We start from the raw sequence: 25993 nt of genomic DNA on the forward strand, positions 1-25993 counted from the left end.
ACAGCACGTTCCTGCTGTAGAACTCAATACGTTTTATCAGGTTGATTTGTCCGCTGCCTTCTCTGCGCAGGAGGCAAGACGGTTATCAATCATAAGGGTTGTGTATATGGCAATTTTAGGACAAGCTGCTGTTGGCTTTATTGTCTTACTGGTCGTCACGGGTGGCTTGCTGTACATATTATATTCCCGAACGAATGCGGTTCAGAAAACCGGCTATGGATCGCTGATTATGCTGGCGGTCGTCTCGATGATGATTCCGGTCTTCTGGATTATGCAGAACCAGAAGCAAGCCGAGGCTCAGCACAAATTACAGGCTTATGCGATTGAGCAGGGACTGAATACCTATGTGAAGGTCTGCACCGATCAGTGTTATGCCATTGATAAGGATAACAAGCTGATCTTTACGCGGTACCTGGGGTATGACATTAAAGAACTGAATCAGATGGCTGACGATAAGCTGAAAAGCATTATTTCCGCTGGTTCGTATAACCCGAAGGCTCCGCATCAGCCTGCAAACTTTAACGCCGTGCCTCGCCGTGATACTTTCGGTGGCCAGCTTCGGGCGATCGATGTTGACTATCTCTTTGCGCTGATTCGCTCTGATGATCCAGCCTATGTCAAGAAAGAGGGCTGGACCGGTGAGGCCGCTCATAGCGGTTTTGACCAGCTTGTGGACTACCTGCAAGCAAACTCGCCGAGCCTCTATAATCAGGCGGTCACGCTTGGTAAGAATGGCCAGTTCGGTGAGGCCGTTGACAAGACCAATGAAAAAGAACTGACGATCCATATTAAGGGTCCTGGCTCGGTTCAGGTGTGTACCAGCGCCTCTGGCTGCTTTGAGTATGCCAATGTCAAGGTCAAAGTTGGTACCAAGATTACCTGGGTGAATGAAGACAAGGTTATCCACACCGCGACCGCGATTGACCCGAGCAACCTGGCTCAGCCAACCAAGTTGGCGAACGGGTTCGATTCTGGAAATCTTACGACAGGCCAATCATTTAGCTGGACAGTAACCGAGGAGGCCTATAATCTGGATAAGGAAAACCATCGAGTGGTCTATTACTGCTCGGTCCACCCGGATATGCAGGCTCAGCTGGTTATTGTGAAGTAAGTCGGACCGTGGCTCAAGCTACGAGAAAGTTCTGATCGCTGGTCATGTCGTTTCTATAGCATTATAACGACGGCATGTTGAAAGGGTTTGCGATCTATGCAAGATGTACAACGGCGGGAGCTGCCGGAAAGGATGTCCTGGGCGCGAGCTGTGATTTTCGCCGCCGGGTTTTTCTTTGTCGCGGCTATCCTGATCGGTCAGCTTCCTGGATACGTGTATCTGAAAATGACAGCATCGACGCTGGAAGGGTTCTCTCAGGGCTGTTTTGCTCTGGCGCTGACCTGTCTGGGGATCTTTGCTATCATTCAGACCAACGTTTCGCTTTTTGACCCGAAACCGATTATCCCACCTGCCTTTTTCACAGCGCTCGGGTCACTGCTGACGGTAGGTGGTTTTGCGTTTGCCATCTGGGCCGATTTAAACCTGCAGTTCTTCCCGACGGCTGATATGTCTATCGCGCCGATTCTGGGCGGAAAGTTCCTCTGGTTCCAGGCCAACTCCATTGACTTTGTGATGGTTGGTCTGGTTGCTATGACGGTTGGCCTGGTGATGGTTTTCTATAGCCGCCTGGCGGCCCGTGAACGGGTGAATCCAGATCGGAGCGATCCGGGCACAACCCCGGCAGTTCGCTGGATGATTATCATTGCTTCGCTGCTGGTTGTGCTGTTCATGGTGGCGTATATGGAGATCAGCGATGCTGGCCTTGCGCATAGGCTCTTCCCAAAAGATCCGGATTTCGGCCTGAAGGTTGTCAACCTGGGTGCTGCGATCCCTCTGGGAATTGCGATTCTGCTTGGTATGTTCGCTTTCCTGTTGCGCCTGCATTATCTCATGCGCCCGATTCGTAAAAAGACGATGGCTCCGCTGTATGCGGTGGGCGCGTTTGGTCTGGCTCATCTGGGCCTGATCTTCCTGGTACTGGCGATTGCGCTGTATCCTTTGCTGGCTCTGCTGCACTATATTCCCATTCTGGGACCGTACTTCACCTTCTGTGGTAACGAGGCGCAGGTTCCGTCGAGCTGCACCTTCTCACAGCAGGCAGGCTATCTTGTTGACGCCATTGTCACTTCTGGCTTTTTCTTCCTGCTGATGGGTGCTATCTGGGCCTGGAAGTCGCATCGCTATCTGGTGCTTATTGGTAGTGTGGTGGCGGTTGCAGCTATCGCGGCTACAACGCTGATGGTCCACACTGGTCCTGACAAAGTTATGGTCAGTATGATCTTCTGCGCTGGTATGCTGATCCTGGCCGCTATCTGGACGGCTGTGAGCCGCCGCGAGTTCGCTGTGGTTGGCGAAAAGAATCTGGGCTGTCTGGGTCAGTGGTTGATCTTTGGCACCTGTCTGTTTATCTATCTGGGCGCGTTTGCGTTCTTCTCGATCGCGCCTCATAGCTGGGAGCCAGAGACCGCGCCGAACATCCCATTTGTAGCCGGTGCAATCATTCAGGCGCCACTGGCAGCCGGGGCGACAACCCCTGAGCTGGCAAAAGGGGACGCGGTGGTTATGCTGATCCTGATGGGCGTTCTGGCCTTGATTCAGTTCTACTTCCTGAATCGCAATCGCTATAAGATCTAAGTAGTCACTCTGAAGAGGCAGTGAAGCAAGCGCTTTGCTGCCTCTTCTTTTTTGTCCACAAACTCTAGAGAAATGCCTGTGGGATGCGTGGGGCGTTCCTTTGGGGGCCTTGCTTTGTCCAAAAAAACGTCTAAAATACGCAGTAGGAATAGCCTCGTTGTGTGGTAAAATCCTACTCAATAGTGTTAACATAGTGTTTTGGTGAAATAGGCAAAGCTCTGTATGTGGCATTTGCTGATGACTACAGATAGCGAAAGGAGAGGCGGCACTTCCTCTTTTATCCTGATGAAAACAAGGATTCCCCGCCAGACGATATAGATGCAGCAGAATACACAGCCTCTCAATATTTTGATGGTGGCAGCAGAGATTGTACCATTTGTGAAAGTTGGTGGCCTTGCCGATGTAGTGGGTGCCCTGCCAAAGGCGCTAAAGGCCCTGGGGCATGATGTGCGGCTGGTGATGCCCCGGTATCGTCAGGTTGACCCTGAGCGCTTCCATCTCACAAAGGTTCTCTCTGCTGTCCCGGTGAGCATGGGAGATTATCAGGTACAGGTGGACGTTCTTCAGGGAACGATAGGCGAAAATGTTCCCGTGTATATGATCGATGCCCCGCGCTATTTTGAGCGCGAGAATATTTATGGTTACACCGATGATGGAGAACGTTTTATCCTCTTCTGCCGGGCTGCATTAGAGGTGGTACGCGCTCTCGCATGGCCGCCCGATATTATTCACTGTAATGATTGGCATACCGGGATTATTCCAAATTGGATGCAAACTGTTTATCAAGATGATCCCTTCTTTCAAAATACTGCGACTGTCTATACGATTCACAATCTCGCATATCAGGGGATCTTTGGCTATCGCCTGCTGGAAGTAGCAGGTGTGGCTGAGAACGGTTTCCTCTATCCGCACATTACTGAACTCGCCAATGTGGTGGATGTAATGGGGCGCGGAATTCTCTTTGCCGATGTTATTACGACCGTGAGCGAACGCTATGCACAGGAGATTCTGACCCCGGCTTTCGGGGAGAAGCTCGATCATCTGTTGCGCTCGCGCAAAGAACGCGTCTTTGGCATCCTGAACGGGATTGATTATCAGGAGTTTGATCCGGCGATTGACCGGTATATTCACACCAATTTTGATGCGCACTCGCTTGATAAGCGGGTCGAGAACAAGGCCGATTTACAGGAGCATGCACATCTACCTGTCAGGCCTGATATTCCCTTGCTCGGGATGATCTCGCGCCTGGCCGATCAGAAGGGCTTTGACATTCTCGCACAAATTATGCAGCCGCTTCTGGCTCAAGGGGTACAGTTTGTGGTGCTTGGCATCGGCGACCAAAAGTATCATGAGCTGTTCCAGAATCTTGCTGCTCGCTATCCCGATCAGGTTGCTATCTTCCTGACCTTTAATTCAGAACTGGCACAGCGCATCTATGCCGGAAGTGATATGTTCTTGATGCCCTCGCGCTTTGAGCCCTGTGGCCTGAGTCAGATGATCGCAATGCGCTATGGAAGTGTGCCAATTGTACGCTATGTGGGTGGGCTTGCCGATACAGTGCCGGAATACAACCCGGAGACCGAGGAGGGGACAGGCTTTGTTTTCCATGACTATGATCCCTGGGCGCTCTTCGCTTCGATCATTCGGGCAACGACGGTCTATCGCTTGAAAGATGAATGGCGCAAGTTGCAGCTTAGAGGAATGGACGCTGATCACTCCTGGCATCGCTCGGCTATTCGCTATGTTGAGGTCTATCGCAAGGCCCTTGAGTTTCATCAGCGCGATATGAACCCTCTGTAAAGAGCTTTCCAGTAAAAAAAGGGGTGGAGAAGAGAACAGGCTTTTTCGCCTCTTTTTCTTTTTCCTGTGAGCATTGACAGAGATGCCGGAAATGCATACAATAAGCTCATAGTAGAAAAGCTAGTGCTTCCGTGTGAAAACAGGATACGGTGGTTTTGTTGGATGTGTTTCTAGAAGATGAAGCGCTTGAGGAAGAAGGTAGAAAGCGTCGTTCTCACTTTGTGCGTCTGTATACAGCGTTCCCGCCTTCTGGTTCTGCCGCGTACTGGCGAGCGCTGCGTTCGCCCTCGTTGCCGCTTGAAGTGCTTGTGCTTGCTGTTCGTTCTGCGGGGTTGGATGAGGCAGGACGGAATACGATTCTTGAGATCCTCATTCAGCGGATTCAAAGGTCCTGTGAGTACTGGGCGCGATGTGTGGTCAGGTCTCTCTCTTCTGGCGAACATATAGCGCTGGTGGAAGATCTTTGTGCTGATCTCTATGAGAGCCTGATTCGACTCTGGCTTGATCCACATGCTCATTTTTGGGAAGAGAACTTTCAGCATTCTTTGCTCTTTCAACGCCGAAAGATCTACAAACGCTTTCTGCTTCGAGAAGGATTCGATCAGAACAGGCAGGGAAAGCGTATACCGCGCAGCCTCTTTTCGCGGCTGGAATATCATGAGGGCGTGATAAGCCCCTTTGAGACCCTGGATCGAACTGAACTCTATTCTCTGGTACAGCTCTTGCCTGAGAAGTTGAGGACGGCTGTGCTATTTGTTTTCTGGTATGGGTGGACGGAGAAGGATACCGCCAGAGTGCTTGGTGTGACGGATCGAACGATTCGGAATCGTTTGCGGAAGGCGTTTCTCTCATTGCGTTCAATTCTTGATTGAAGAAGGGAAAAGCGTATGAAACAGGAGGAACATCGCATCATCGCGCACGTGATCGGTGAGGGGGTGGCTCCTTCTCTGGCCGATTCTCTTGCACGGTATCCTGAACATAGCGAGTCGCTGGCGGATACCATTGCCTACTATCAGACCTTTGAGCAGTCGCTTCCAACTGAAACGGCTCCTGAACCTCTTTCCTCCCTTTCACAACGGGCATTTCGTCGGGCGCTGTCACGGGTAAGTGGGCCCCTGACCTCGTTGCTGATTGATGGCATCACTGTTGAGCAGCTTGCGAAGCGGCTGGACCTGGGCGTTGACGTCGTTATCTGGCTTGAGCGGCGTCAGGTTGAGGATTTACCTGCGCTACTCTATCAGCGGCTTGCACAGGCTTTACAGCAGCCACCAGAGCGTATTCGGGTCTTCTTCACTACCCCAGAACGTCAGTCTATAAGGCAGCAGGTGGCTGAACGGGCTGAGTCATATGGCATCAAAAAAACGTTTCGGGCATTGCTCCAGGCCAGTCAGACGATGACTTCAGCACAGAAGGCCTGGTGGCTGGCCCGACTTGAAGAGGTGGAGTCAGATACCTGAGAGGGGATATACTATCTGGAAAAAGGGATACAGGGGGGCTGAGCAATGACACAACGTGTGGCCTATCTGGATTGCCATTCCGGGATCAGCGGAGATATGTTTCTGGGCGCTTTACTGGATGTCGGCTTGCCTTTTGCGACGCTTCAGGCCGGGCTGGCGTCTGTCCCTTTTGGGGGGTATATATTGCGCCATGAGCCCTGTTCCGATCGTGGTGTTCATGGTTCACGGTTGCATGTTCAGATTACAGATACCGATCCTCCTGAGCGCTCTTTTTCCGATATAGAAGCGCTGTTACTGGCGTCTGCGTTGCCCGAGAGGATCAAGACAATGGCGCTGGCTCTTTTCCGTACCTTTGCGGAGGCTGAGGCCTCGGTAGAGGCCGTTCCGCTTGAGCAGGTTCGCTTTTCTGATACAGGGGCCATTGACATAATGGTGGATGTGATCGGGGCCGCGATCGGGGTTGTAACACTGGATATTATGCGGCTCTACGCGTCTCCATTACCCCTGACCAGCGGACTGCATCAGACACGTGATGGCATGCAGCCGATACCAGCTCCTGTGACAATGGAATTACTTCGCCGTGTATCTGCTCCCTGGCGTTCCTGTTCGCTTGATGAAGAGCTGGTCACACCAACTGGTGCGGCTCTTCTGGCGACATTGGCACGGTTTGACCATCCTGTCCTCTCTTTTGAGCGGATAGGGTATGGTTTTGGGCAGAAGCAGCTTCCCTGGCCGAATTGCCTGCGTCTGTGTCTTGGAAGCAGTCCAGAGACGGCGAACCCTGTACTTGATAGTGATGAGGTCGATGTAATAGAGACAAATATTGATAATATGAGTGGTGAGTTGCTCGGCGGGCTGATGGAGCGCCTGTTTGCGGCTGGTGCGCTGGATGTCGCCTATATCCCTTTACAGATGAAGAAGAATCGTCCGGCAACGCTGTTGACAGTGCTCTGTGCGCCGGAACAAAGTGAGAAGCTGGCGTTGCTGTTACTGAGCGAGTCCGCCACGCTAGGCGTACGGATGCAGCGTATGCAGCGCTTGAAGGCCTGGCGCGCACAGGAACGAATTGATACTCCTTTTGGCTCGATGCTGGTCAAGGTGAAGCGGCTTGGTACACGCGTCATCAGTGCTGTCCCTGAATATGAGGAGTGTGCACGACTTGCCCGAGAGCGGGATGTTCCCCTTGAAGAAATCTATATGGTTGCACGCACGATAGCTCGAAAACTTATAATATGAGGAAAGAAAAGTAAGGTAGAGAGATTTTCTCAAGGAGTGCCGCTATGGATTTTATCGACTACCGTAAAGGGGCAGAGAAAAAGTCCACGAACCAGAATGAAGAGATCGTGCGCAAATCGGCCGGACGACTACGGGGAAGAATGAGGCGTGACTACATAGAGGAGATCATTCAAGAGGCTCAGTCAAAGGGCGAGTTCGATAATTTACCGGGCGCGGGCAAGCCGCTCAATCTCGATGAGGAATATGAGCTTGCTGGTGAAAAGGCGATGGCCTATCATTTGCTCAAAGAGAACAACGCAGCTCCAGCAGAAATTGAGTTGATCAAGGAAATTCGTGCGCTGCGCAAGAAAGCGGAAGCAAAGATTACTCCGGTCATTCATCGGGGAAAGACGCTGCGTAATCGCCGTATTGCTCCGTTTGCCAGCGAGCGTGCCGCGTATAACGAGTGGGTGGAGAGGGCGACTGTCGAGTATGAAAAGGATCTTCGCGAGATTAATAAGCGCATTCTGACGCTTAATATAAGTGTGCCCCCTGCGATGCAACAGTCATTTCTTGATGTAGATCGCTTGCTCGCAGAGTTCCGGGCTGCCTGTCCCCAGTTGTAAGGCTGCCGCATATTCAGAACAACCAATTATCATCCGGGGAGATAGCCTTTCTCCCCACCTTCTTATGTGTGAGGGAACCTGTCCCTAACGCAGCAATGGGGACGTATATGTTGTATATGAATATTTTTTACAATCTTCTATGCCTGCATTTTTTTTTGGAGCCATTTTGATGAAACAGATATTAATAGTTGAAGATGAGCAGCAAATAGGCCATTTTTTGAGACGAGGCCTGACCTATAAAGGGTTTGGTGTCTCTGTCGTGGGAAGTGGTGAGGATGCTCTGACACATATTTCCGAGCGTAAGCCTGACTTGATTATCCTTGATGTCATGCTACCAGATATGAGTGGGTTTGAGCTCTGCCGCCATTTGCGCAGCAACGGGTATACCAATTTGCCAATCATTATGCTAACTGCCAGAGATGAGCTGGTTGACAAAGTGGCGGGCTTGAATAGTGGCGCGGATGATTATATGACCAAGCCTTTTGCTTTTGAGGAACTGGTGGCCCGGATCGGTGCTGCATTGAGGAGGACTGAGAGCCGCGATCAGCAATCACAGCGGATTGTTGTTGGAGATCTGGAATTGGATCCTTCTTCCCGACAGGCTTGGAGAGCCGGAGAAGAGCTTATTCTGACTAAGCGCGAATATGATTTGCTGGAACTGCTGGCTCGTCATGCCGGGCAGGTGCTGACAAAAGAGCAGATCTTTGAATATGTCTGGGGATATGATAGTGAGGCGGGGTGGGAAGTGATTAAAGTGTATGTAAATTATCTTCGGTCGAAGCTGAATGCTGGTGGGAAACCCGATGTGATTCATGCTGTCCGGGGAATAGGGTATATGCTGCGTACTGTATGAGTGCAGAGATAAAAAGAAAGAGAAGAGAATGGAAAGGAGTCGTTCCCTGCTACACGTTATGTACATGTGGTTTTTCAGTCGCATGCGCAAGCCGATGACCTTGCGTAGCAGGCTGATCCTCTGGAATGTTGTTGTGCTGGTGCTGGCCTTTCTTGTGCTTGGGGTCAGTGTGTATCTTTTGATGACCTATTATTTGCAGTCGGATCTTGATAAACGTCTGACTGTGGAGGGAGATCGGCTTCAGAGTACAACCAGTATCTGGCTGGCAGTAGGGAATCCTTTCGATTCTAATCTGTTTGATCGTCTGGCTCGAACAGATCAGGGGGACGAGTTTACGTCCGATCCGACCTATATCAAGCTATTTGACATTGAGTCCGGGAGGACGCTGCGCCGCTCTCCCAATCTGGGACAGGAACGGCTGGCATCTAGCTCACAAGAACTTGATGCTGCTTTGCGTGGGGAGGAGATTTTTAAGACGTATCGGAACTCTGGTGGCGAGCAGGTGCGCATGCTCACTATCCCTTTGCGCGATGATAACGGTCATGTGGTGCTGGTTGCGCAGGTAGGGCAATCTCTGAAGGAGGTAGAGCAGGTACGAACCTGGCTGGCTACCTTTTTGATCGTCGGCAGTATTTGTACTGCTCTGATCGCTTATACAATCAGTTTCCTGCTGACAACGCGTGAGCTCAAGCCATTACGAGTGTTAAGTACAACAATGAGCAACCTCAGCGCCCAGGGTCTGGGAACGCGCCTCGCTTCTAAAGGGCAGACAACAGAAGTGCGCTTGCTGACAAAAGCGTTTAATCAGATGATGGAACGGCTTGAGGCAAGTTTTTCCTTACAGCGGAATTTCGTGGCGGATGTCTCGCATGAGCTCCGCACACCGCTCACCTCGATTCGTGGAGAGATCGATGTGCTGCTGCTCAATCCAGAACTGGGGAAAGGGGTGCGAGAGGATATTCTAGCCGTTCGCACCGAGCTGGAACGCCTTTCGCGTCTGGTCCGAAACCTCCTGTTAACGGCGCGCGCAGAGGTAGGTGTGTTGCCACAACCTCCACAACAGGTACAGGAGGCGGAGCTTGATATTCTCCTGATTGAGCTGACGCATCAGGCGCGTTTCTTGAACCAGCAGGTGAATGTAGAGCTTGAAGAGTTAGAGCAGTGCTGTGTCTATGGGGACGCGGATTTATTACGTCAGCTTTTCCTCAATATTCTCGATAATGCCATGACCTATACGCGCTGTGGTGGCAGCGTACGGCTTCAGTTGCGCTGTACCGAGGATGCGCCTGTTGAGGTGCGGCGCAAGCGGGCGGAAACAGTAACGCAGTGGGCTGAGGTCACTATCAGTGATACAGGGCCGGGAATCGCGCCCGATGATCTTCCGCATATCTTTGAGCGTCACTTTCGGGGAGTTCATACGCCACATACCACGCTTCGGAGCAAGCTCGGGTCAGGGCTCGGTCTCTCCATTGCTCTCTTAATTGCCGAAAGTCATGGTGGAACGATTACGGTGGATAGTGAGCTTGGAAAGGGATCACAGTTTCATGTCTGGCTTCCTGCCTGTGAGACACTGATGGCGGCGCGGGTACAGAAATAAAAGGATGAATGCGGAGTTGTGGAACTCAACCCCGCATTCTGGTCCGGTAAGAAGGGAAGGAATGGAAAAAAGGGAAGGGGCGTATTAGAGAATAGGATTTGCTTTACGCCGAGGCCGGTTGCATGACCGGCTGTGTTGTTTCCCTGCGGTCTTTTGAGGCTGGCTCTTTCGGTTTTGTCTCAAAGTCAGACGTTTTCACTTTTTCGATGTTGCGCGCTTTGATAAAGTAAATGATCGAGCCGATAATGCTGGCGAATACGACAAGGGCCAGCCATCCGAGTCTCTGTCGCCCGTTCAAAGTTTCATTGATAAGGCAGTCGACAAGCATCCACATCCAGAAAACTCCCGCGCAGACAACTAACGCGACGAGAAGAAAAAGGGCAATTTCCATAGACTATCCTCCAATTGAACTGATGAAGCCGGGCGCAGCTTCTTTAGGAACCGTTTGAGATGGGAGGAGTGAGCAAGTGAACTGAGAAAGCGACGAGACTTGCCATAAATGGTACTCTTCCCTGTCAGGTGTGTGTTCCCTGAATTGGTATGTCCTTAGCTTAAAGGGCTCCGGTTAAAAAGGGGTAAGGTTTGGGTAAGATTTCGGTAATAATGGGGGAAGTAGTCGAATGTGGCACAAAGAGCCCCCGTAGATGACGCGTTGAGAGGGAAATAGGTGGGTGAGGGAAAATAGGCATAAAAAAAAGCCGGTGGTCGGAATCGAACCGACGGCCGACCGCTTACGAAGCGGTTGCTCTACCGCTGAGCTACACCGGCTTGCTTGAGCTCTCATCACTCTTGCGCTTATGATTATAGCGGGTCAGCCTGGCTCTGTCAAGCGTTTTTCTAGCGAATTTGTTAAGAAGATCTTGGGTTTCTCTCCGTCCGTCTCATTGGCTGCTGTTCCATATTGCCCAATCTCGACAACTTACCCCTATTATGGTAAGATGGGTGACGATGTTTCATTTTTTTCCTGGTTGGGAGACATGATGATGCGGCCCTTGTTGATTGCAACCACTAATCTGCATAAATTGGAAGAGTTTCGGTCGCTCTTTGCCAATCTGCCGTACCAGTTGCTTTCGTTGCATGATGTACGGCTCGATCTGGAGGTCGAGGAGACCGGCACTACCTTTCGGGAAAATGCAGAGTTAAAAGCGCTGACCTATGCTCGCGCCTCGGGGTTGCTCTCACTGGCTGATGATTCCGGTCTTGAAATCGATGCAATGGGCGGTGCGCCTGGTGTCTATTCTGCTCGCTTTGCTGGAGCCAATACCTCATACGAAGAGCGTTTCCGCATCATTTTTGACAAGCTACAAGGAGTTCCCACAGAGCAGCGTACTGCTCGTTTCCGTTGTGTGATCGCTATTGCGGAGCCATCCGGCTATCTTCAATGTGTTGAGGGTGCGCTTGAAGGGAGAATTACTGAGGAGCCACATGGCGCTCACGGGTTTGGATATGACCCTATATTTTTCGTTCCTGCATATGGAAAGACTGCTGCGGAACTGACACCGGAAGAGAAAAACAGAATCAGCCATCGCGGCCAGGCCGCAAGGCGTGCGCAAGCTGTGCTTGAACACTGGCCTGCGTTACCGTCTTCACACAGTCGAGATGTATGAGGAGCGAAGTGGATACAACTAACTGAGAGGAACATAAGGGACATATAGATTATGGCGAAGAAGTCGGCCATCCGTATAGCACTTGACCTGGAAACAACAGGTTTACATACCGAGCAAGACGCAATCCTTGAAGTTGCAGCGATCAAATTCCAGGGCTCAGATATTCTTGATACGTTCGAGTCGTTTGTTTCTCCCGGTCGTTCGATCCCCTATCGTGTACAGCGTTTAACCGGTATTAAGCCTGAACTGCTTGTTGGCGCTCCCCCGTTTGATGCCATTTCAAAGAAACTGCAACACTTTATCGGCGATTATCCCATTGTCGGTCATAGTATTCCGTTCGATGTGGGTTTTTTGCGTCGTTGGGGGGTAGCTCGTGCAAACCCGCTGGTTGATACCTTTGAGCTGGCAACTGTGCTGCTACCTTCCCTTTCAAGCTATAACCTGGGGCAGGTCGCGCACGCTCTAGGAATTCAAGTCCCCGTAGATCGCCATCGCGCAATGGTAGATACTGTCCTTGCCATGAAGGTCTTTCTGGCCCTCTATGAGCGCTTGCAGGCAGTCGATCTGGCTCTATTGCAAGATCTGGCCCATCTGGATGCGCCTCGCTCCTGGTCGCTTTTGCACTTTTTCCGCCAGGAGGTACGGCTTCGTCAGGAGAGCGAAGGTATCGCCGGAGGTCTGATGCGTGGTAGCCTCGGAGATCGTTTCGCTTCGCAGCTTGGTATGGATCCCCGTATCCTCTCATTTGCGATTGCCCGTCAGCAAGAGCATGAATCGTCGTCGTCAGAGCTATTGCCTGTCGAAACGACCTCACTGACTGAGCTTCAGAAGGATATAGAGGTTATCCCGGAAGAGAGTCAGGCTGAGGGCCCGATGGACCATGAGGCGCTGTATGCCGCAATGCGGACCTCTTTTGAGCAAAAGACGCCTTTTCTATTGGAAGTAACCGTCGGTAACAATGACTATGCTCCTGCCCTGCTTTCAGCCCTTGAGTGGTTGTCGGAAACGGACGATGCAGCTCCGCGTCGTCTGGTGGTTGCCTGTGCCAATCAACAAAGTGCCCGGCGCCTGATCGAGACAACCTTGCCTGGCATACAGGCTGCGCTGAAAAGCAAGCTTTCGGTGGCATATTGGGCCGAGAAGGGCGGCTATCTTTGCACACATCGCTGGTTTGGCGCTGCACTCAGACGAACCAGTGGGGAGCTCACTGCTGAACAGGCGCGTGGATTGGCAAAACTGGGCCTCTGGGCGCAACAAACATTGACCGGTGAGCGCAGCGAATTGACGCTGTTGCCTCAGGAAGTCACAGCCTGGGAACGCATTTCCTCAGGCATTGAACAAATCCCTTCGGCAGACCCGCGTGCGGGCTCAATGTACCAGCGTTGTATGTATCGCCGGAAGGGCTATTGTTTTGTGAGCAACGCGGCTGAGCGCGTGCGCAATGCCCAGATCGTGGTGACAACGCATGCGGGCTTGCTGGATGATCTCTCACAGGCGCATTCGCTGCTTGCTGAGATCCCGACACGCATGATTCTGGACGCCGATTTGTTGGACGAAGAATGCGCGCGTTGGAGTAGCGTCGAGCTAGACTATCCGCGCCTGTATCGCCTACTCAATACGATTGGGGCTGAACTCGCGGACGGACGGTATCAGGGACTGCTGGCGCTTGCGGCTCCTGCTTTGCGTGAGAATGGCCCGGGTGGTATCTCGCGAACGCAGACCATCGCGAAGGCCGATCTTGACTCCCGCCTTGTGTCCTGGTTCCAGACCATAAAACAGGCGCGTAGCTCTGTTGACGCCCTGTTTGGCGCGTTGCAGCAGCTTACAGATGAATTCCTGCATCAAGGTGGACGGGATCGACGTGACGGCCCCCGCCATTCGCACCGCTTGCATGAACGTCTGGATCAACCCTTGCGCCTGACTTCCCAGGTTAGCAATCTGCCTTCATGGAGCAATGTGATTCAGCTCTGGCATCAAACGGAGCAGCGCTTGCAGCAGGTCATTGATCTGGCACAGAAAGCAGAAAAGGGACTGCTTGGCGGACAGAGACAGGGGAATGCTCGTGACAAAGGAAGTGGTGAAGAGAGTTCGCTGGCCTCTGAGCTGGCGGGCGTTGCCTCACAGCTTCGTGAATTAAAGCATCTGGGCCAGCAGGCCTTCTCGCTATCCGACTCCGAAAATGTGTACTGGCTCCGGCAGACCCAGAATATAACGACCGCTTCTCAGATGCAACATCGTACTTCCCCTGCCGAGCAGATGCCGGTTTTGTATGCGCAAACAATACAGACGTCACAGCTTCTCCGTCGTCTGTTACTGACAGAGGGGAAAGCGACTGTATTTGCTGGCGCGGCCCTTTCGGTTGAGCAATCTTTTGCCTTTACACGGCAGCGTCTGGGTTTAGAGGATGGTTGCCCGGCATACTCGGTTGTCAGCAAGCGGCACAAGCAAACGCTCTTACTGGTGCCGAGTGATGTTCCTGAACCGAATGCTCCGCAGTATCAGCGTCGGCTTGAGGAAGCACTGATTCAAATTGCAACCTCGCTGGAAGGGCAGGTTGTCGCTCTGTTTACCTCGCATGCGGCATTACGAAGCTCCTACGCGGCCATCAAGCCAGTACTGGAAGCCCGTGGTATTCTGGTGCTCGGGCAGGGTATTGATGGGTCGCCGCGGCATCTCTGGCAGGTGTATAAAGAGCAGGAGCGCGTGGTGCTGCTCGGCGCAGGTGGTTTCTGGGAAGGAACAGATGAGGTGCCACATTCCCCGGCATGTCTGTTCGTTGCCCGACTGCCGATGCCGGTCTTGAATGATCCTCCGATGGCGGCCCGGGCCGAGTTGATTTCCGATCAGTTGCATCAATTAACGGTGCCTCTGGCCTCCTTGCGTATGCGCCGGGCTCTGAACCGCCTTGCCTGGAATGATACCAGACGAAATGCTATTGTGATTTTTGATCGGCGTATTATATCAAAGGAATATGGCTCAATGATTCTCCATAGCCTGCCCCGGAGCTCCCAGCGGCAGGTGATAGCGCAAGAACTGTCTGAAACCTTGCTGGACTGGTTGACAGTCATGGATGCCTGGGAAGATGAGCCGCTTACCGCTCAGAAGTAGGACTGCTGGCAGAAAGGATAGTGTGACCAAGCGATGATCAAAGCGACTGGAGAGGAGAAACGGAACCTCCGCATTGTGTATGGGGCATGCCCGCATGATTGCCCGGATTGCTGTGCACTGGAAACACAGGTAGATGAGCAGGGACGAGCCGTTAGTGTACGTGGACGAGCCGATCATCCTGTTACCCGTGGCTGGTTATGCGCGAAGGTCAATCGCTATCTTGAGCGAGTTTATCATCCTGATCGTTTGCTCTATCCCTTGCGTCGGGTTGGCGCAAAAGGGAAGGGAAAGTTCGAGCGAATTTCCTGGGATGAGGCCATTGCGGTCATCGTTGAGCGCTGGCGTGATATCATTGCTCGGGCGGGCGCGCAGTGTATCCTTCCATATAGTTATGCTGGCACGCTTGGACTGGTTCAGGGCGCGGTGACTGATACGCGATTCTGGAATCGGCTTGGCGCCTGTGGCCTTGAGCGTGCGATTTGCGGACATGCGGCTGAAGAGGCGGTACAGCTCGTGGTCGGCGGTCGTCTTGCCCCTTCTCCCGAGGATCTGGTACACAGCAAGTTTATTGTGATATGGGGGAGTAACCCGGCCAGCGCCGCACCGCATATTATGCCTTTCCTCCGTCAGGCGCAACGCAACGGCGCTCAGATCGTTGTGATTGACCCGATTCGGACGCTTACCGCTCGTTCTGCTGACTGGCATATTCAGCCGATTCCTGGAACTGATGCCGCACTGGCTCTTTCAATGATGCATGTGATGGTGACGGAGGGCCTGCATCATCAGGAGTGGATCGATCAATATACTATCGGATGGGAGCATCTGCTTGAGCGTATTCTGCAATTCCCGCCAGAGCGTGCGGCCCAGATCACTGGGCTGTCGGTTGAGACGATTGTGGAGCTTGCCCGACGCTATGCGACGACCAGCCCGGCTATGTTGCGCCTGACCGATGGTATTAATCGACATACCAACGGCGGCCAAACGGTAAGAACCCTTGCCTGTTTGCCCGCTGTTGCTGGTCACTATGGCGTTGCTGGTGGTGGTTTGATGTATAGTACCAGCGATTGGGTACAGTGGAATAAAGCGGCACTTAGCCACGCTGATGACCCCGCTTGCCCGCCCGTGCCTCGCGTGTTGAATATGAACCGCCTGGGTGCACTGCTGACTGGTGAAGCCGATCCCCCCATATATTCGCTCTATGTCTATAATGCGAACCCTGTTGCCTCATCTCCCAATGCTGGCAAGATCGTTGAGGGCTTACAGCGTGAGGATCTTTTTGTTGTAGTGCACGATCTTTTTGAGACCGATACCGCTCGCTATGCGGATATCGTGTTGCCTGCAACCAGCCAGCTGGAACAGACCGATCTTCATAAGCCGTACGGACATTTGAGCTTGAACTACAACACTCCTGCCATTGCGCCGCTTGGTGAGGCGCGTAGCAACTGGGATGTAATGCGTGCTCTGGCTGCCGGAATGGGATTTGAAGAGGAGTGGTTACAGGCTGATGCCGATACAATTATTCAAGAGGTACTGGAAGCGACAGCCGCTCACAATCCCTATCTCCAGGGTATTACACTTGAACGGCTGAAAGAACAGGGCTCGCTTCCGCTGGCTGTTCCTGCTGCTGAGCGTGTTCCGTTTGCTGATGGCCATTTTCGTACTCCTTCGGGCAAAGTTGAGTTCTACTCTGAGCAGGCAATGCGCAAGGGCTATGATCCGGTGCCCGGTTGGGTACCAGATGCCGAGTCGAATGTTGGAAAGCAGGCAGTGACTGTCAATGGCCCCTTGCCGCTGCTCAGCCCTGCCGCGCACCATTTTATCAGTTCAACGTTTGCCAATCAGGAGATCCTGAGACAGAAAGAGGGAACGCCAACGCTGCGTATTCATCCAGTTGATGCTGAAGTGCGCAATATTCGCAGTGGTCAATATGTGCGCCTCTCGAATGAACGCGGCTGGTGTCGGTTGGTTGCCGAGGTAACTGAAGATGTGCGAGAAGGTGTGCTGGCAACTACAACAGTCTGGTGGCCGCGTTTCAGCCCTGATGGGCAGAATGTGAACTGGACGACGCCTGATCGCCTGGCTGACTTCAACGGTGGTAGTACCTTTCATACCAATCTGGTTTTCGTTGAGCCTGTAAATGAGTAGTTCTGCGCTTTTAGGATGAAGTATGGTATAATCGTCTTATAACGGAAATGAACGAGGTGGGGCGAGTGAGCCAGCATGAGCTTTCTGCGGAACAGTCCCCGGAAAAGGTACAGGAGCTGCCGGGCAGTACTCCTGCCACGTCATACAGGGAAATACTTAAATATATAACTGAGATCGGTGGCTCGCTGCGTCTGCATATGGATGTGGACACGCTAATTACGCGTGTTGCTACGGCAACCTGTGAGGCGCTTCGCTTCCGCTATTGTGCGCTCTATCTCTTTGATGGAAGCGGTTTCTATCGCGTTCGTGCTGTTTCTGAGGGTATTGATCAGGAAGACATCATCTATCTACAGCAACATCCTGTCCCTGAGGCGATTCTCTCACGCTTAATGCAGCCAGAGTATCTGGTCAGCCGTTCGTATTTTGTGCCAGAAGAATCGCCTCTCTGGTTAGATGATGAGGTTGCTCGTCATTTTGTGATAGGCGAGGTCTATGGGCAGGAAGAAGATGTCCTGCCATTGATCGGCGTCGTGGAGACAGAAAGTATCCCCGAAGAGTGGAAGCCGCTTGATTTGATGATTGTGCCTCTGCGACGTGCCGATGATTCACTGCTTGGTTTTTTGACTCCAGATTCCCCACTTGATGGACGTCGTCCGACGCTTGAACTGGTAGAGCTTCTGGAGCTGTTTGCCAATCAGGTTGCGGTGGTGATAGAGGGGGCGCGTTTGTATGACGAGGCACGCCAGAGCAGCGAGGAACGGGCCGCCTTGATTGAGATCAGCCGCTCGCTCTTTGCCCCTGATGCTCTGCATGATACCCATTCGGTGTACCGCACGATTTATGCGCAGGTATGCCGTATGATGCCAGTTGATGCCTTCTTTATCGCTCGCTATCATCAGGCAAGCAGAGAGGTGATAGTTGATTACCTGGTTGATGAGGGTATTTCCTATGCTCCTGTGACGCTGGCATCGCGACCACATTGGGTAGAAGGGTTGCTTCAGAAAAACGAAGGTTATCTCTTTTCGACCTTTCACGAGTTGAATCACTTTTTGCATGAAGCCTACGCAACCAGTACTGTTTTGATTGGCAATCAGCGTCCCTCCGAGTCGATGCTGTTTGTGCCAATTCATTATGGTGAAGAGGTGATTGGCCTGCTTTCGGTACAGTGTTATATTCCCCATGCGTATACGGAACGCCACCTTGCGATCTTGCGTGAGATTGGCGTGCAGGCTGGTATCGCGATCATGAATGCCCGGCTCTATACCGAGTTGCGAGAGGCTGTCCAGCAAGCCCAGGAGTCGGAACAGATGAAGAACCAGTTCTTGATGACAGCTTCGCATGAGCTTCGCACACCTATCACCGCAATTCAGGGCTATCTTGAACTCCTATCGGTACATGGTGCCTCGCTGGACGAGGCGCGAAAAGAGCGTTTTATTGTCAATGCGCGTCGGGCGAGCGAAGAGCTGATTCTGCTGTTAAGCAATGTGATGGATACCAGCAGGATTGATCAGGACCGTGATCGTGTGATGTTGAAATACGATGCGGTGCCAGTGCTGGATGCGGTGCGCGTCATTCTAGAAATTCTGGAACCATCGATTGCTCGTGAACAGCGATGCGTAGAGGTTCAGGTTCCCCCTGATTTGATGGTCTGGGTTGATGACCTGCGACTTCGACAGGTATTGCTCAACCTCGTTGGGAATGCGCTCAAGTATGCTCCTGCCCCGGCGAAGATCATGTTGCGAGCGCAAAGTATCGAGGTATCGGTGTTGCAACACCGATTGACACAGATCAAGCAGAAACCGCTGACGACTGATACCGAACGCTTCATTCTGATTGAGGTTCGTGATTGGGGGCCTGGTATCGCGCCCGAGGCTCAGTCAATGCTCTTCACCAAGTTTATGCGTCTGCCCGGATCGCACACCAGGAACCAACGGGGTGCGGGATGGGGTCTTTATCTTTGCCGTGAATTGGTGGAGGCAATGCATGGGCGCATCTGGGTAGAAAGTACCGGTGTCGTAGGTGAAGGAGCAACGTTCTTTGTAGCACTTCCGCAGGTTGTGCCCTGATTGCTTTATTCCCCCTGAGAAGGCAAGCAAAGCGGTCATGGAGATTTGACGTGCAGAGTTCTCTATGCTACCATACTTTAGCAGTCTCTGTTCATTGCTAGAGGAGCATTGGCCGTCAGGGATCTCCAGGCCTTATTGCGGATAGAACTTTGTTCTCGCAAGCCTGATCTGACCTCAGTTGTGTGAGATCGGGTCGGGGAGGGCAGGGGGTCTTCAGAAGCGGAGGTTTTTTATGAACTTATATGAACAATTGCTGGTAGTCCGAGAGCGCCTTGAGGGGATAGGGGCTCATGATGATAGTATGTCATTGGTAGAGAAGTTGTTGAAAAAGGCTGAGCCAGCAATGCACGATAGAACCAGTGTTTCGCAGATACAGGTTCTTCGGCATATGTTGCGGTTGCCTGAAGTCATTGACAACTATAATGTCTACAATGACTTGCAGGAGCTCATGAGCGAACGTGATGAAACGGATATCATTGCTCGGGAGGATGCGGCCCCCGCAGCCTACGAATACAACGATCGTCGTCCTAAGCCACGTTCGTATTATAAGGCGCAGAAAGCCAAGAAGAAGGGCTAACATGCTTGCTGTTTAGTGAGCGGTTGGCCCTTCATTTTGTTTATGTTGCAGTTCTTCTTTCATCGCTTGAAGTTGCGTCTCAACGTTTTGTTCGATGGTGATCTGCTGCAACGCCTCGATATGCGATGTCCCTGGTTCGGGCAAATACTTTCTTTGCCCTCCCTGTTCTAGAAGCGGGTGTGCCAGGGCATCTGCTTCCTCCCGGAGCATGCGGACCTGCTCCTGTGCCTGTTCGAGCATCAGACGCGCCGAGTTCATATCCTGAGCGATTCCCTGAATTTCCTCACGAACTTGCAGGCGTGTTGTCGCGACTCTGTACTGCACCTTGAGCATCTCTTTTTGTGTGCGCAGGCCATCGAGGCGCAGGGAGAGCTGCCGTTCAAGCTGTAGCAGGTCTGCTTCCTGTCCCCGAAGCTGAGCGATCTGGGTTTCAAGGGCATGGAGCTGAGCAATTCTGGTCTCGTTGCTCAAGAGCGCCTGTCGAGCCAGCTCTTCTTTGCCTGCCTGAAGGGCATATCGGGCCTGTTGCTGGATGGTGTCACTCTCGTCTTTTATTTGTTTCTGCATTATTTCCAGCCGTTTGCGTTGCATGGTGATATCGGTGACCGCACGACGCAGGGTATCCAGTCGAGTGGTGTGCGTGGCATAGGCTTCATCGATCAGTGCTACCGGGCCTTTTTCTGCACGCTGGAAGCCCAATAGCCGGGCGAGGAATGAAAAAATACCCATAAAAAAACCTCCATCTCTCTCTGTATCATATCCTGAAATATATACGTCGTGCCAGCCGCTTCGTTCGGATCCGGGACATGTGGGAATGCATCTCACCATTGAGGCAGAGAAATGTGCTGATTTTGCAGAGGAGAATTTGTATTTTGGTGATAATGCTCTTGACAGATCTATAAGACCCCGCTATACTATAGGGTGTAAGCGGGTTTGGTGTAGTGGTAACACGCAACTTTCCCAAAGTTGAGACCGCGGGTTCGAGTCCCGTAACCCGCTCTTCTAGAAAAAACGCCTGTCAGTTTCGACAGGCGTTTCTCTTTGCTTGTTTTTATCCCTTACGTTGCAGACGAGCCTGCATCGCCTTCATATCTCCCGCTACCGTCTTCAGACCAATCAAGCAGATAAGTCCGGCAACAAGCAAGCAGATGGGACCGGTAGTCTGTAGAGCGAGTCCGAGCGAACTCCTATCGGCAATCGCACCAATAATGATGGGAGATAGAGCGTCACCAAGCAGGTGCGCGATCAGGAGAGCCAGCCCGATAGCAGTAGAGCGAATCTCTGGCTCGATAATATCCTGAATCACGGCATTCAGCGGCCCCAGGCACATACTCAGTGCCACAATAGCCAGGGCGAAAATGCAGATAAATGGGACCAGAGCGTGAGTGCCTAGAGCAAAGAAGGTGAGCGGCGCACCGAGTAGAAATGCGATGGTCGAGATCAACAGGCGTCCCTGGGGAAAGCGCCGATGCAGGTAGTCACCAATCCAACCGCCAAGCAGTGTCCCGACAATACTGCCGACCGCCAGCGTTCCGCCGGAAACCGCTCCTGCCTGCGCCTCCGTCAGCTTGAAGTCTCGTATGATGTAGGTTGTGATCCATCCCTGGGCCGCGCCAACAATAAAGAAGCTGGCAATAAATGCCCCGAGCAAGATCCAGTAGGTGGGAATACGGAAAATGCGTGCAGCATCTTGCAGGAAGTTCTTGTTTAGTCCTCCGTGGCCGGCAGCAGCGCTACTCTCTATTTCCCCTTCTTCGGCGTTATCAAACGCGCCGCGCTGTGGCTCGGCAGCCCGCCAGATGAGAAAAGTGACGATCAAACCGGGGAGCCCGACAAGGTAGAAGGCCCAGCGCCAGCCAAGCTGAAGGGCGACAACTCCGCCTAAGAGCATACCGATCGCAGTTCCAACAACGTTCCCGATGGACCAGATAGAAAGCATTCTGCCACGCACATCCTTAGGGAAGGAGTCACCGATCATGGAGAGTGAGGCTGGTGCATAGCCCGCTTCTCCGATCCCCAAAACCGACCGGGCAAGGAACAATTGAATGAAGTTGAAGGTAAATCCTGCTACCGTTGTGGCAACGCTCCAGATCGCAACGCAGAGCGCTATAATATTTTTTCGTTTGCCATAGTCTGCCCAGATTCCCAGGGGCAGTGTTGCGATTCCATAGACCAGTAGAAATGAGGAGATCAACCAGCCAAGTTCTGTATCGCTCAGATGGAATTCGGTTTTAATCTGCGTTTGTACAACCGGTAGGATTGCTCTGTCAGTATAGTTTAATATGTTGATGATGAGCAGGAGGATAAAAGAGTACATGGCCTGCCGCCGCGTCAGGGGCTTTACGGGCCTCAGGTCACGCTCAAGAGAGGTTGTATTTCCCATAGATACTGCATTGTCCCTTTCTATATCGAGTGTTTTGCTGCTGCACAACAATGGCGGGTGTAGGCCATTAGAGGTCGCCTGGCGAAGCTATTATTATGAATGGAATATACCTGTTCTTGCGTATTGTACTACACTCTGCTTGCGCTGACATCAGTTGAGGACGTCTGCTCGGGACTGTAGGGGGAGAGATGCTACCCTGTGATTGCTCGATTCGTCTTAGGTCAAGAGGGTCATTTTTTTTGAAGGCTGAGGGGAGGCAAACTGTTTGTGAATGTTCTCAAAGAGATGACAGATTTATTTGTGCAGATTCACCCCTTCTGGATCTATCTTATAGTCGCTATTATGCTGCTCATGGAGAGCTCGGGCATTCCGGTAATGAATAACACGTTGCTGCTATTTACGGGGGCGCTTGCCTCGTTGGGATACCTGAACATCTGGATTCTGGGAGGGGCTGCGTTTGGTGGGAGCGTTGCCGGGGCCTGTAGTGCCTATATTATTGGCTTTTATGGCGGGCGAAAGGTGCTTTTGCGGCTGGCGGGGCTACTGCATATCGATGAAAAAAAGATTGCCCTTGCCGAAGGTTGGTTTCAGCGTTCGGGTATCTGGATGATCTTTCTCTCACGCATGACGCCTTATTTGCGGCCATTTGCTTGCTTCCCGGCGGGGATCACACGTACACCATTCCTGCTTTTCCTGATAAGCGCCTCGGCTGGCTCGCTGCTCTGGTGTGTGGCGCTTCTGGGGATTGGCTGGTATCTGGGGAATCGTTGGGAACTGGCTGTTACGTTGATGCAGAAGTATACCATTCCTGTCGTGCTTTTGCTCCTTGTGCTTCTGGTGGGCTATTTCGTGCTCTCGTCGCTGCTCAAGAAACGGTTGAAATCGCGGGTACAGCCGGAGAAGAAGGGGTAGAGGCGCAGCCAGTTCTTGTTCTGCGCCTCTTTGCCTCTAAAGATGCACAACGGTCACGCCGAAGATATCACCTGTTTCGCCGATTTCGTGCAGCGCCCATTCGGGAATATCATTATCAACCGATATGACCATCAACGCGGTATCGTGCGTGCCCTTTGCTTGTTGCTTGCGCTGACTTGGGCCGACGTCCATGTGTCTGATATTGACGGCAGCTTTTCCGAGCACCATCCCAACGCGTCCGATCATGCCCGGCTGGTCCAGGTTTCGACAGAAGAGAATGCGTCCTTCTGGAGCGAAATCTGTCCAGTAGCGTCCGACGCGAACAATACGCGGCTCATCATGCATCACGGTTCCGCTCAGCGTCTCCACGTGCTCATCTCCGGAGCCCGGCTTACCCGCGAACGAGGAGGTGTAGCCGTTGGCGTTCAGCACGCGTAGCGTCACCTGATTGGCGAACTCAGCAGGAGTCGTTGATTTCTGCTCGATAATTTCCAGACCCCATTCTTTCGCGATCACCTGCGCATTGATCTGGTTCACGTGGACCTCGGAAATGGGTTCGAGCAGTCCCTTGATCAAGGCGGCCTGGAGTGGTCGCAGGTCATAGCTAGCAATCTCACCGTTGTAGATCAATTCGATCTTGGTGAGTGGTCCGGGCTGAAGCTGCGTATAGAGACTGCCCATTTTCTCCAGCAGCGTCATATAGGGTTGCAGCACCTTCATCGTTTCAGGCAGAATCATAGGCGCATTGACGGCAGCGCGAGGGAAGCCGCCCTTCAGCACCGAGACAACCTGTTCGGCAACATCGACCGCGACGCTGACCTGCGCCTCTTCTGTGGAGGCTCCCAGGTGAGGAGTGGCAATGACGCGCTCATGGGCCACGAGCTGTTTGAGCACTTCATTGTCGCGAATAGGCTCCTGACTGAATACATCCAGGGCAGCGCCGGCCAGGCGATTCTCGTTCAGGGCCTTGAGCAAATCTTCTTCGTTGACGATACCTCCACGCGCACAGTTAATCAGACGAGCAGTGGGCTTCATCAGACTCAGTTCGCGCTCAGCGATCAGGCCGCGGGTGCCGCTTGGACCACTGGTCAGCGAGGTGTGGATGGTCACAAAGTCGGAGCGGCGCAACAGTTCGTCGAGGTCAAGCATCTCAATGCCGCTCTTTTGCGCATGTTCTGGTGAGACAAAGGGATCATAGGCAACAATTTGCATCTCCAAACCTTGTGCGCGGCGAGCAACGGCCATGCCAACCTTGCCCAGGCCGATCACGCCAAGTACCTTGTTTCTGACCTCCACGCCGAGGAAGCGACTCTTTTCCCACTTGCCTGCTTTGGTACTGGCGTTCGCGGCGGGAATATGCCGGGCAAGAGACATCAGCATAGCAATGGAATGCTCTGCTGCTGCGATGATGTTTCCTGTTGGAGAATTGACCACAATAATGCCCAGACGGGTCGCGGCTTCTGTATCGATGTTATCAACGCCCACACCTGCACGCCCGACGATCCTGAGATTTTTGCCTTCTGTCAGAATGTCGGCTGTAACCTGGGTTTCGCTGCGGACAATTAACGCATGATAGTCTCCGATGATGGCCTGAAGTTGTTCCTTTGAGAGACCACGCCGCTCATCAATCTGCGCTGTGGGAAGCTGTTCCTGTAACAGGGCGATACCTTCGCGAGCGACTTTATCGGTAATAAGGACCTTGACTGGTTGCTCTGCTTGTTGCATGGTTCCTCTCCTTAGCCCTTATATCCGAGATCATGAAGAACGTGTTCAAGGTTATCGACGGCGCTTTGCAGATCGGCCTCTGTAAAATAGCCGAGGTGTCCGATGCGGAAGATTTTTCCGTCCAGTTGTCCCTGACCACCGGCAAAGACGGTCTTCTCCTCTTCACGGAGCTTCTTGAGCATTACCTTCAGATCAATGCCCTCTGGCACTTTGATTGCGGTCACCGTGTTGGAAGCATATTGATGATCTGCCAGCAGTTCGAGCCCGAGCGCTTTGGCTCGATTACGCACATATTCGCCTGCTCGCTGATGGCGGTCAAAGATAGCCTGACGGCCTTCTTCAAGCATCATTTCGAGCGTGACATCCAGTGCGTATAGAACAGAGAGAGGAGGTGTCGTCGGATGTTGCCATTTGCTTTGCAGCGATTTGCGGGTCATTTCCCAGTCAAAATAGAAGCGTGGGAGCTTTGCGGTTTTATAAGCTTCCCAGGCGCGAGGACTGGCTGCGATCATCATCAGGCCAGGAGGAACCATCCAGCCTTTCTGAGAGCCGGTAAAGACAACATCAAGGTCCCAGGCGTCCATTTCGAGGGGCACACAGGCCAGCGAACTGACTGCATCAACGATAATGAGCGCATCGGGATTATGTTTGCGAATTATGCGTGCCAGCGTCTCAATATCATTGGTGACACCGGTGGATGTCTCATTATGGGTAAGCAAGACACCCTTATACGGTGCGACCTCTTGCAAGCGCTTCTCAACACTTGCCGGTTCCGCCGCTTCGCCCCACGGATATTCAAGCCGTGTCACCTGTAGCCCATAGGCCTCGGCAATTTTTGCCATGCGATTTCCGAAGTTACCAATGGTGATCGAGACCACATGATCCCCTGGAGAGAACACATTGACAATTGCACATTCCTGGCCGCCTGTGCCCGATGCTGGATAGGTCATGACCAGCGCTTCGGTCTGGAAGAAGTATTGCAGCCGCAAGGTGATGCGCTTCATCATGGCGGAAAACTCGGGGCCACGATGGTTAATCATAGGGGCAGTCTGCGCCTCACTTGCTTCTGGTGGAATAGGGGTCGGGCCGGGAACACGTAGGTTTTGCTTCGGGATGGGTTGACGCTTTTCTACTTGTGGAACAGGTATCTCTTTTTTTTGTTGAGTGGTCATTCGCTAATCTTCTCCTCTGCTACAGACACAACTCGCTCAACCTTGAACTTTTCTGCTTCCCCGC

At 52.5% G+C, this 25993-nt stretch carries 20 protein-coding genes and 2 tRNA genes; 16 read left to right on the plus strand and 6 right to left on the minus strand.

The window, feature by feature from the left end; genetic code table 11:
- Window positions 1-106: 106 nt before the first annotated feature.
- The 9 genes from KTH_RS30310 to KTH_RS30350 all read left to right on the plus strand — a co-directional run bounded on the left by KTH_RS30310 (window position 107) and on the right by KTH_RS30350 (window position 10234).
- Window positions 107-1111, plus strand: coding sequence for a hypothetical protein (locus KTH_RS30310; RefSeq protein WP_497622600.1), 1005 nt, complete (start codon window positions 107-109; stop codon window positions 1109-1111).
- Window positions 1112-1207: 96 nt separating this feature from the next.
- The gene (locus KTH_RS30315; RefSeq protein ID WP_497622602.1) at window positions 1208-2686 is read left to right on the plus strand and encodes a hypothetical protein; all 1479 of its coding nucleotides are present in this window, start codon (window positions 1208-1210) and stop codon (window positions 2684-2686) included.
- 318 nt (window positions 2687-3004) lie between these two features.
- Complete coding sequence (gene glgA / locus KTH_RS30320; RefSeq protein WP_111322440.1) at window positions 3005-4486, plus strand: glycogen synthase GlgA; 1482 nt, start codon at window positions 3005-3007, stop codon at window positions 4484-4486.
- A 164-nt stretch (window positions 4487-4650) separates the two neighbouring features.
- Complete coding sequence (locus tag KTH_RS30325) at window positions 4651-5358, plus strand: sigma-70 family RNA polymerase sigma factor (RefSeq protein WP_497623301.1); 708 nt, start codon at window positions 4651-4653, stop codon at window positions 5356-5358.
- 15 nt (window positions 5359-5373) lie between these two features.
- A complete protein-coding gene (locus KTH_RS30330; protein WP_497622604.1) occupies window positions 5374-5943 on the plus strand; it encodes a hypothetical protein in 570 nt (189 codons plus the stop codon).
- Between the two features lie 45 nt (window positions 5944-5988).
- Window positions 5989-7179, plus strand: coding sequence for a nickel pincer cofactor biosynthesis protein LarC (larC, locus tag KTH_RS30335; protein ID WP_497622606.1), 1191 nt, complete (start codon window positions 5989-5991; stop codon window positions 7177-7179).
- A 44-nt stretch (window positions 7180-7223) separates the two neighbouring features.
- The gene (locus KTH_RS30340; RefSeq protein WP_111322448.1) at window positions 7224-7784 is read left to right on the plus strand and encodes a DnaJ family domain-containing protein; all 561 of its coding nucleotides are present in this window, start codon (window positions 7224-7226) and stop codon (window positions 7782-7784) included.
- Window positions 7785-7953: 169 nt separating this feature from the next.
- Window positions 7954-8637 carry a response regulator transcription factor gene (locus tag KTH_RS30345; RefSeq protein ID WP_111322450.1) on the plus strand — a complete coding sequence of 228 codons (684 nt, stop codon included), beginning with the start codon at window positions 7954-7956 and terminating at the stop codon, window positions 8635-8637.
- 58 nt (window positions 8638-8695) lie between these two features.
- Window positions 8696-10234, plus strand: a complete 1539-nt coding sequence (locus tag KTH_RS30350; RefSeq protein WP_211326148.1) for a sensor histidine kinase — start codon at window positions 8696-8698, stop codon at window positions 10232-10234.
- A gap of 103 nt (window positions 10235-10337) precedes the next feature.
- On the opposite strand, the gene KTH_RS30355 is transcribed toward KTH_RS30350, so the two are convergent.
- Window positions 10338-10625: a PLDc N-terminal domain-containing protein gene (locus tag KTH_RS30355; RefSeq protein ID WP_497622609.1), complete on the minus strand. Its 288-nt coding sequence runs from the start codon at window positions 10623-10625 to the stop codon at window positions 10338-10340.
- A gap of 305 nt (window positions 10626-10930) precedes the next feature.
- Window positions 10931-11002 (minus strand) — tRNA-Thr (locus tag KTH_RS30360).
- A 215-nt stretch (window positions 11003-11217) separates the two neighbouring features.
- On the opposite strand from KTH_RS30360, the gene KTH_RS30365 reads away from it, so the two are divergent.
- From KTH_RS30365 to KTH_RS30385, 5 genes are all read left to right on the plus strand, one after another.
- Entirely contained in the window at window positions 11218-11841 is a 624-nt protein-coding gene (locus KTH_RS30365) for an XTP/dITP diphosphatase (protein WP_497623303.1), read from the plus strand.
- A 51-nt stretch (window positions 11842-11892) separates the two neighbouring features.
- Window positions 11893-14949 carry an exonuclease domain-containing protein gene (locus KTH_RS30370; protein ID WP_497622611.1) on the plus strand — a complete coding sequence of 1019 codons (3057 nt, stop codon included), beginning with the start codon at window positions 11893-11895 and terminating at the stop codon, window positions 14947-14949.
- A gap of 33 nt (window positions 14950-14982) precedes the next feature.
- A complete protein-coding gene (locus tag KTH_RS30375; protein ID WP_497622613.1) occupies window positions 14983-17094 on the plus strand; it encodes a molybdopterin-containing oxidoreductase family protein in 2112 nt (703 codons plus the stop codon).
- A gap of 65 nt (window positions 17095-17159) precedes the next feature.
- Window positions 17160-19160 carry a sensor histidine kinase gene (locus KTH_RS30380; protein WP_497622615.1) on the plus strand — a complete coding sequence of 667 codons (2001 nt, stop codon included), beginning with the start codon at window positions 17160-17162 and terminating at the stop codon, window positions 19158-19160.
- Between the two features lie 232 nt (window positions 19161-19392).
- A complete protein-coding gene (locus KTH_RS30385; protein WP_111322464.1) occupies window positions 19393-19737 on the plus strand; it encodes a hypothetical protein in 345 nt (114 codons plus the stop codon).
- 12 nt (window positions 19738-19749) lie between these two features.
- On the opposite strand, the gene KTH_RS30390 is transcribed toward KTH_RS30385, so the two are convergent.
- The gene (locus KTH_RS30390) at window positions 19750-20466 is read right to left on the minus strand and encodes a PspA/IM30 family protein (protein ID WP_170142581.1); all 717 of its coding nucleotides are present in this window, start codon (window positions 20464-20466) and stop codon (window positions 19750-19752) included.
- 198 nt (window positions 20467-20664) lie between these two features.
- Between KTH_RS30390 and KTH_RS30395 the strand changes: the two genes are divergently transcribed.
- Window positions 20665-20736 (plus strand) — tRNA-Gly (locus KTH_RS30395).
- Between the two features lie 52 nt (window positions 20737-20788).
- Here the strand turns inward: KTH_RS30395 and KTH_RS30400 are convergent.
- A complete protein-coding gene (locus KTH_RS30400) occupies window positions 20789-22120 on the minus strand; it encodes a spinster family MFS transporter (protein WP_497622618.1) in 1332 nt (443 codons plus the stop codon).
- 267 nt (window positions 22121-22387) lie between these two features.
- On the opposite strand from KTH_RS30400, the gene KTH_RS30405 reads away from it, so the two are divergent.
- Window positions 22388-23032: a DedA family protein gene (locus KTH_RS30405; protein WP_497622620.1), complete on the plus strand. Its 645-nt coding sequence runs from the start codon at window positions 22388-22390 to the stop codon at window positions 23030-23032.
- Between the two features lie 36 nt (window positions 23033-23068).
- On the opposite strand, the gene serA is transcribed toward KTH_RS30405, so the two are convergent.
- On the minus strand, window positions 23069-24757 hold the full coding sequence (gene serA / locus KTH_RS30410; RefSeq protein WP_497622622.1) for a phosphoglycerate dehydrogenase: 1689 nt from the start codon (window positions 24755-24757) through the stop codon (window positions 23069-23071).
- An 11-nt stretch (window positions 24758-24768) separates the two neighbouring features.
- Complete coding sequence (locus KTH_RS30415) at window positions 24769-25929, minus strand: pyridoxal-phosphate-dependent aminotransferase family protein (protein ID WP_497622624.1); 1161 nt, start codon at window positions 25927-25929, stop codon at window positions 24769-24771.
- Window positions 25930-25993 lie beyond the last annotated feature (64 nt).

The organism is Thermosporothrix sp. COM3 (assembly GCF_059696735.1).

Bases quoted from the DNA above. Each gene is read 5' to 3' on its own strand.
- KTH_RS30330 (WP_497622604.1), top strand. From the start codon at position 5,374: ATGAAACAGGAGGAACATCGCATCATCGCGCACGTGATCGGTGAGGGG.
- KTH_RS30390 (WP_170142581.1), bottom strand. From the start codon at position 20,466: ATGGGTATTTTTTCATTCCTCGCCCGGCTATTGGGCTTCCAGCGTGCA.
- KTH_RS30350 (WP_211326148.1), top strand. From the start codon at position 8,696: ATGTACATGTGGTTTTTCAGTCGCATGCGCAAGCCGATGACCTTGCGT.
- KTH_RS30315 (WP_497622602.1), top strand. From the start codon at position 1,208: ATGCAAGATGTACAACGGCGGGAGCTGCCGGAAAGGATGTCCTGGGCG.
- KTH_RS30340 (WP_111322448.1), top strand. From the start codon at position 7,224: ATGGATTTTATCGACTACCGTAAAGGGGCAGAGAAAAAGTCCACGAAC.
- KTH_RS30365 (WP_497623303.1), top strand. From the start codon at position 11,218: ATGCGGCCCTTGTTGATTGCAACCACTAATCTGCATAAATTGGAAGAG.
- larC (WP_497622606.1), top strand. From the start codon at position 5,989: ATGACACAACGTGTGGCCTATCTGGATTGCCATTCCGGGATCAGCGGA.
- KTH_RS30370 (WP_497622611.1), top strand. From the start codon at position 11,893: ATGGCGAAGAAGTCGGCCATCCGTATAGCACTTGACCTGGAAACAACA.
- KTH_RS30400 (WP_497622618.1), bottom strand. From the start codon at position 22,120: ATGGGAAATACAACCTCTCTTGAGCGTGACCTGAGGCCCGTAAAGCCC.
- KTH_RS30415 (WP_497622624.1), bottom strand. From the start codon at position 25,929: ATGACCACTCAACAAAAAAAAGAGATACCTGTTCCACAAGTAGAAAAG.
- KTH_RS30375 (WP_497622613.1), top strand. From the start codon at position 14,983: ATGATCAAAGCGACTGGAGAGGAGAAACGGAACCTCCGCATTGTGTAT.
- serA (WP_497622622.1), bottom strand. From the start codon at position 24,757: ATGCAACAAGCAGAGCAACCAGTCAAGGTCCTTATTACCGATAAAGTC.
- glgA (WP_111322440.1), top strand. From the start codon at position 3,005: ATGCAGCAGAATACACAGCCTCTCAATATTTTGATGGTGGCAGCAGAG.
- KTH_RS30355 (WP_497622609.1), bottom strand. From the start codon at position 10,625: ATGGAAATTGCCCTTTTTCTTCTCGTCGCGTTAGTTGTCTGCGCGGGA.
- KTH_RS30385 (WP_111322464.1), top strand. From the start codon at position 19,393: ATGAACTTATATGAACAATTGCTGGTAGTCCGAGAGCGCCTTGAGGGG.
- KTH_RS30310 (WP_497622600.1), top strand. From the start codon at position 107: ATGGCAATTTTAGGACAAGCTGCTGTTGGCTTTATTGTCTTACTGGTC.
- KTH_RS30345 (WP_111322450.1), top strand. From the start codon at position 7,954: ATGAAACAGATATTAATAGTTGAAGATGAGCAGCAAATAGGCCATTTT.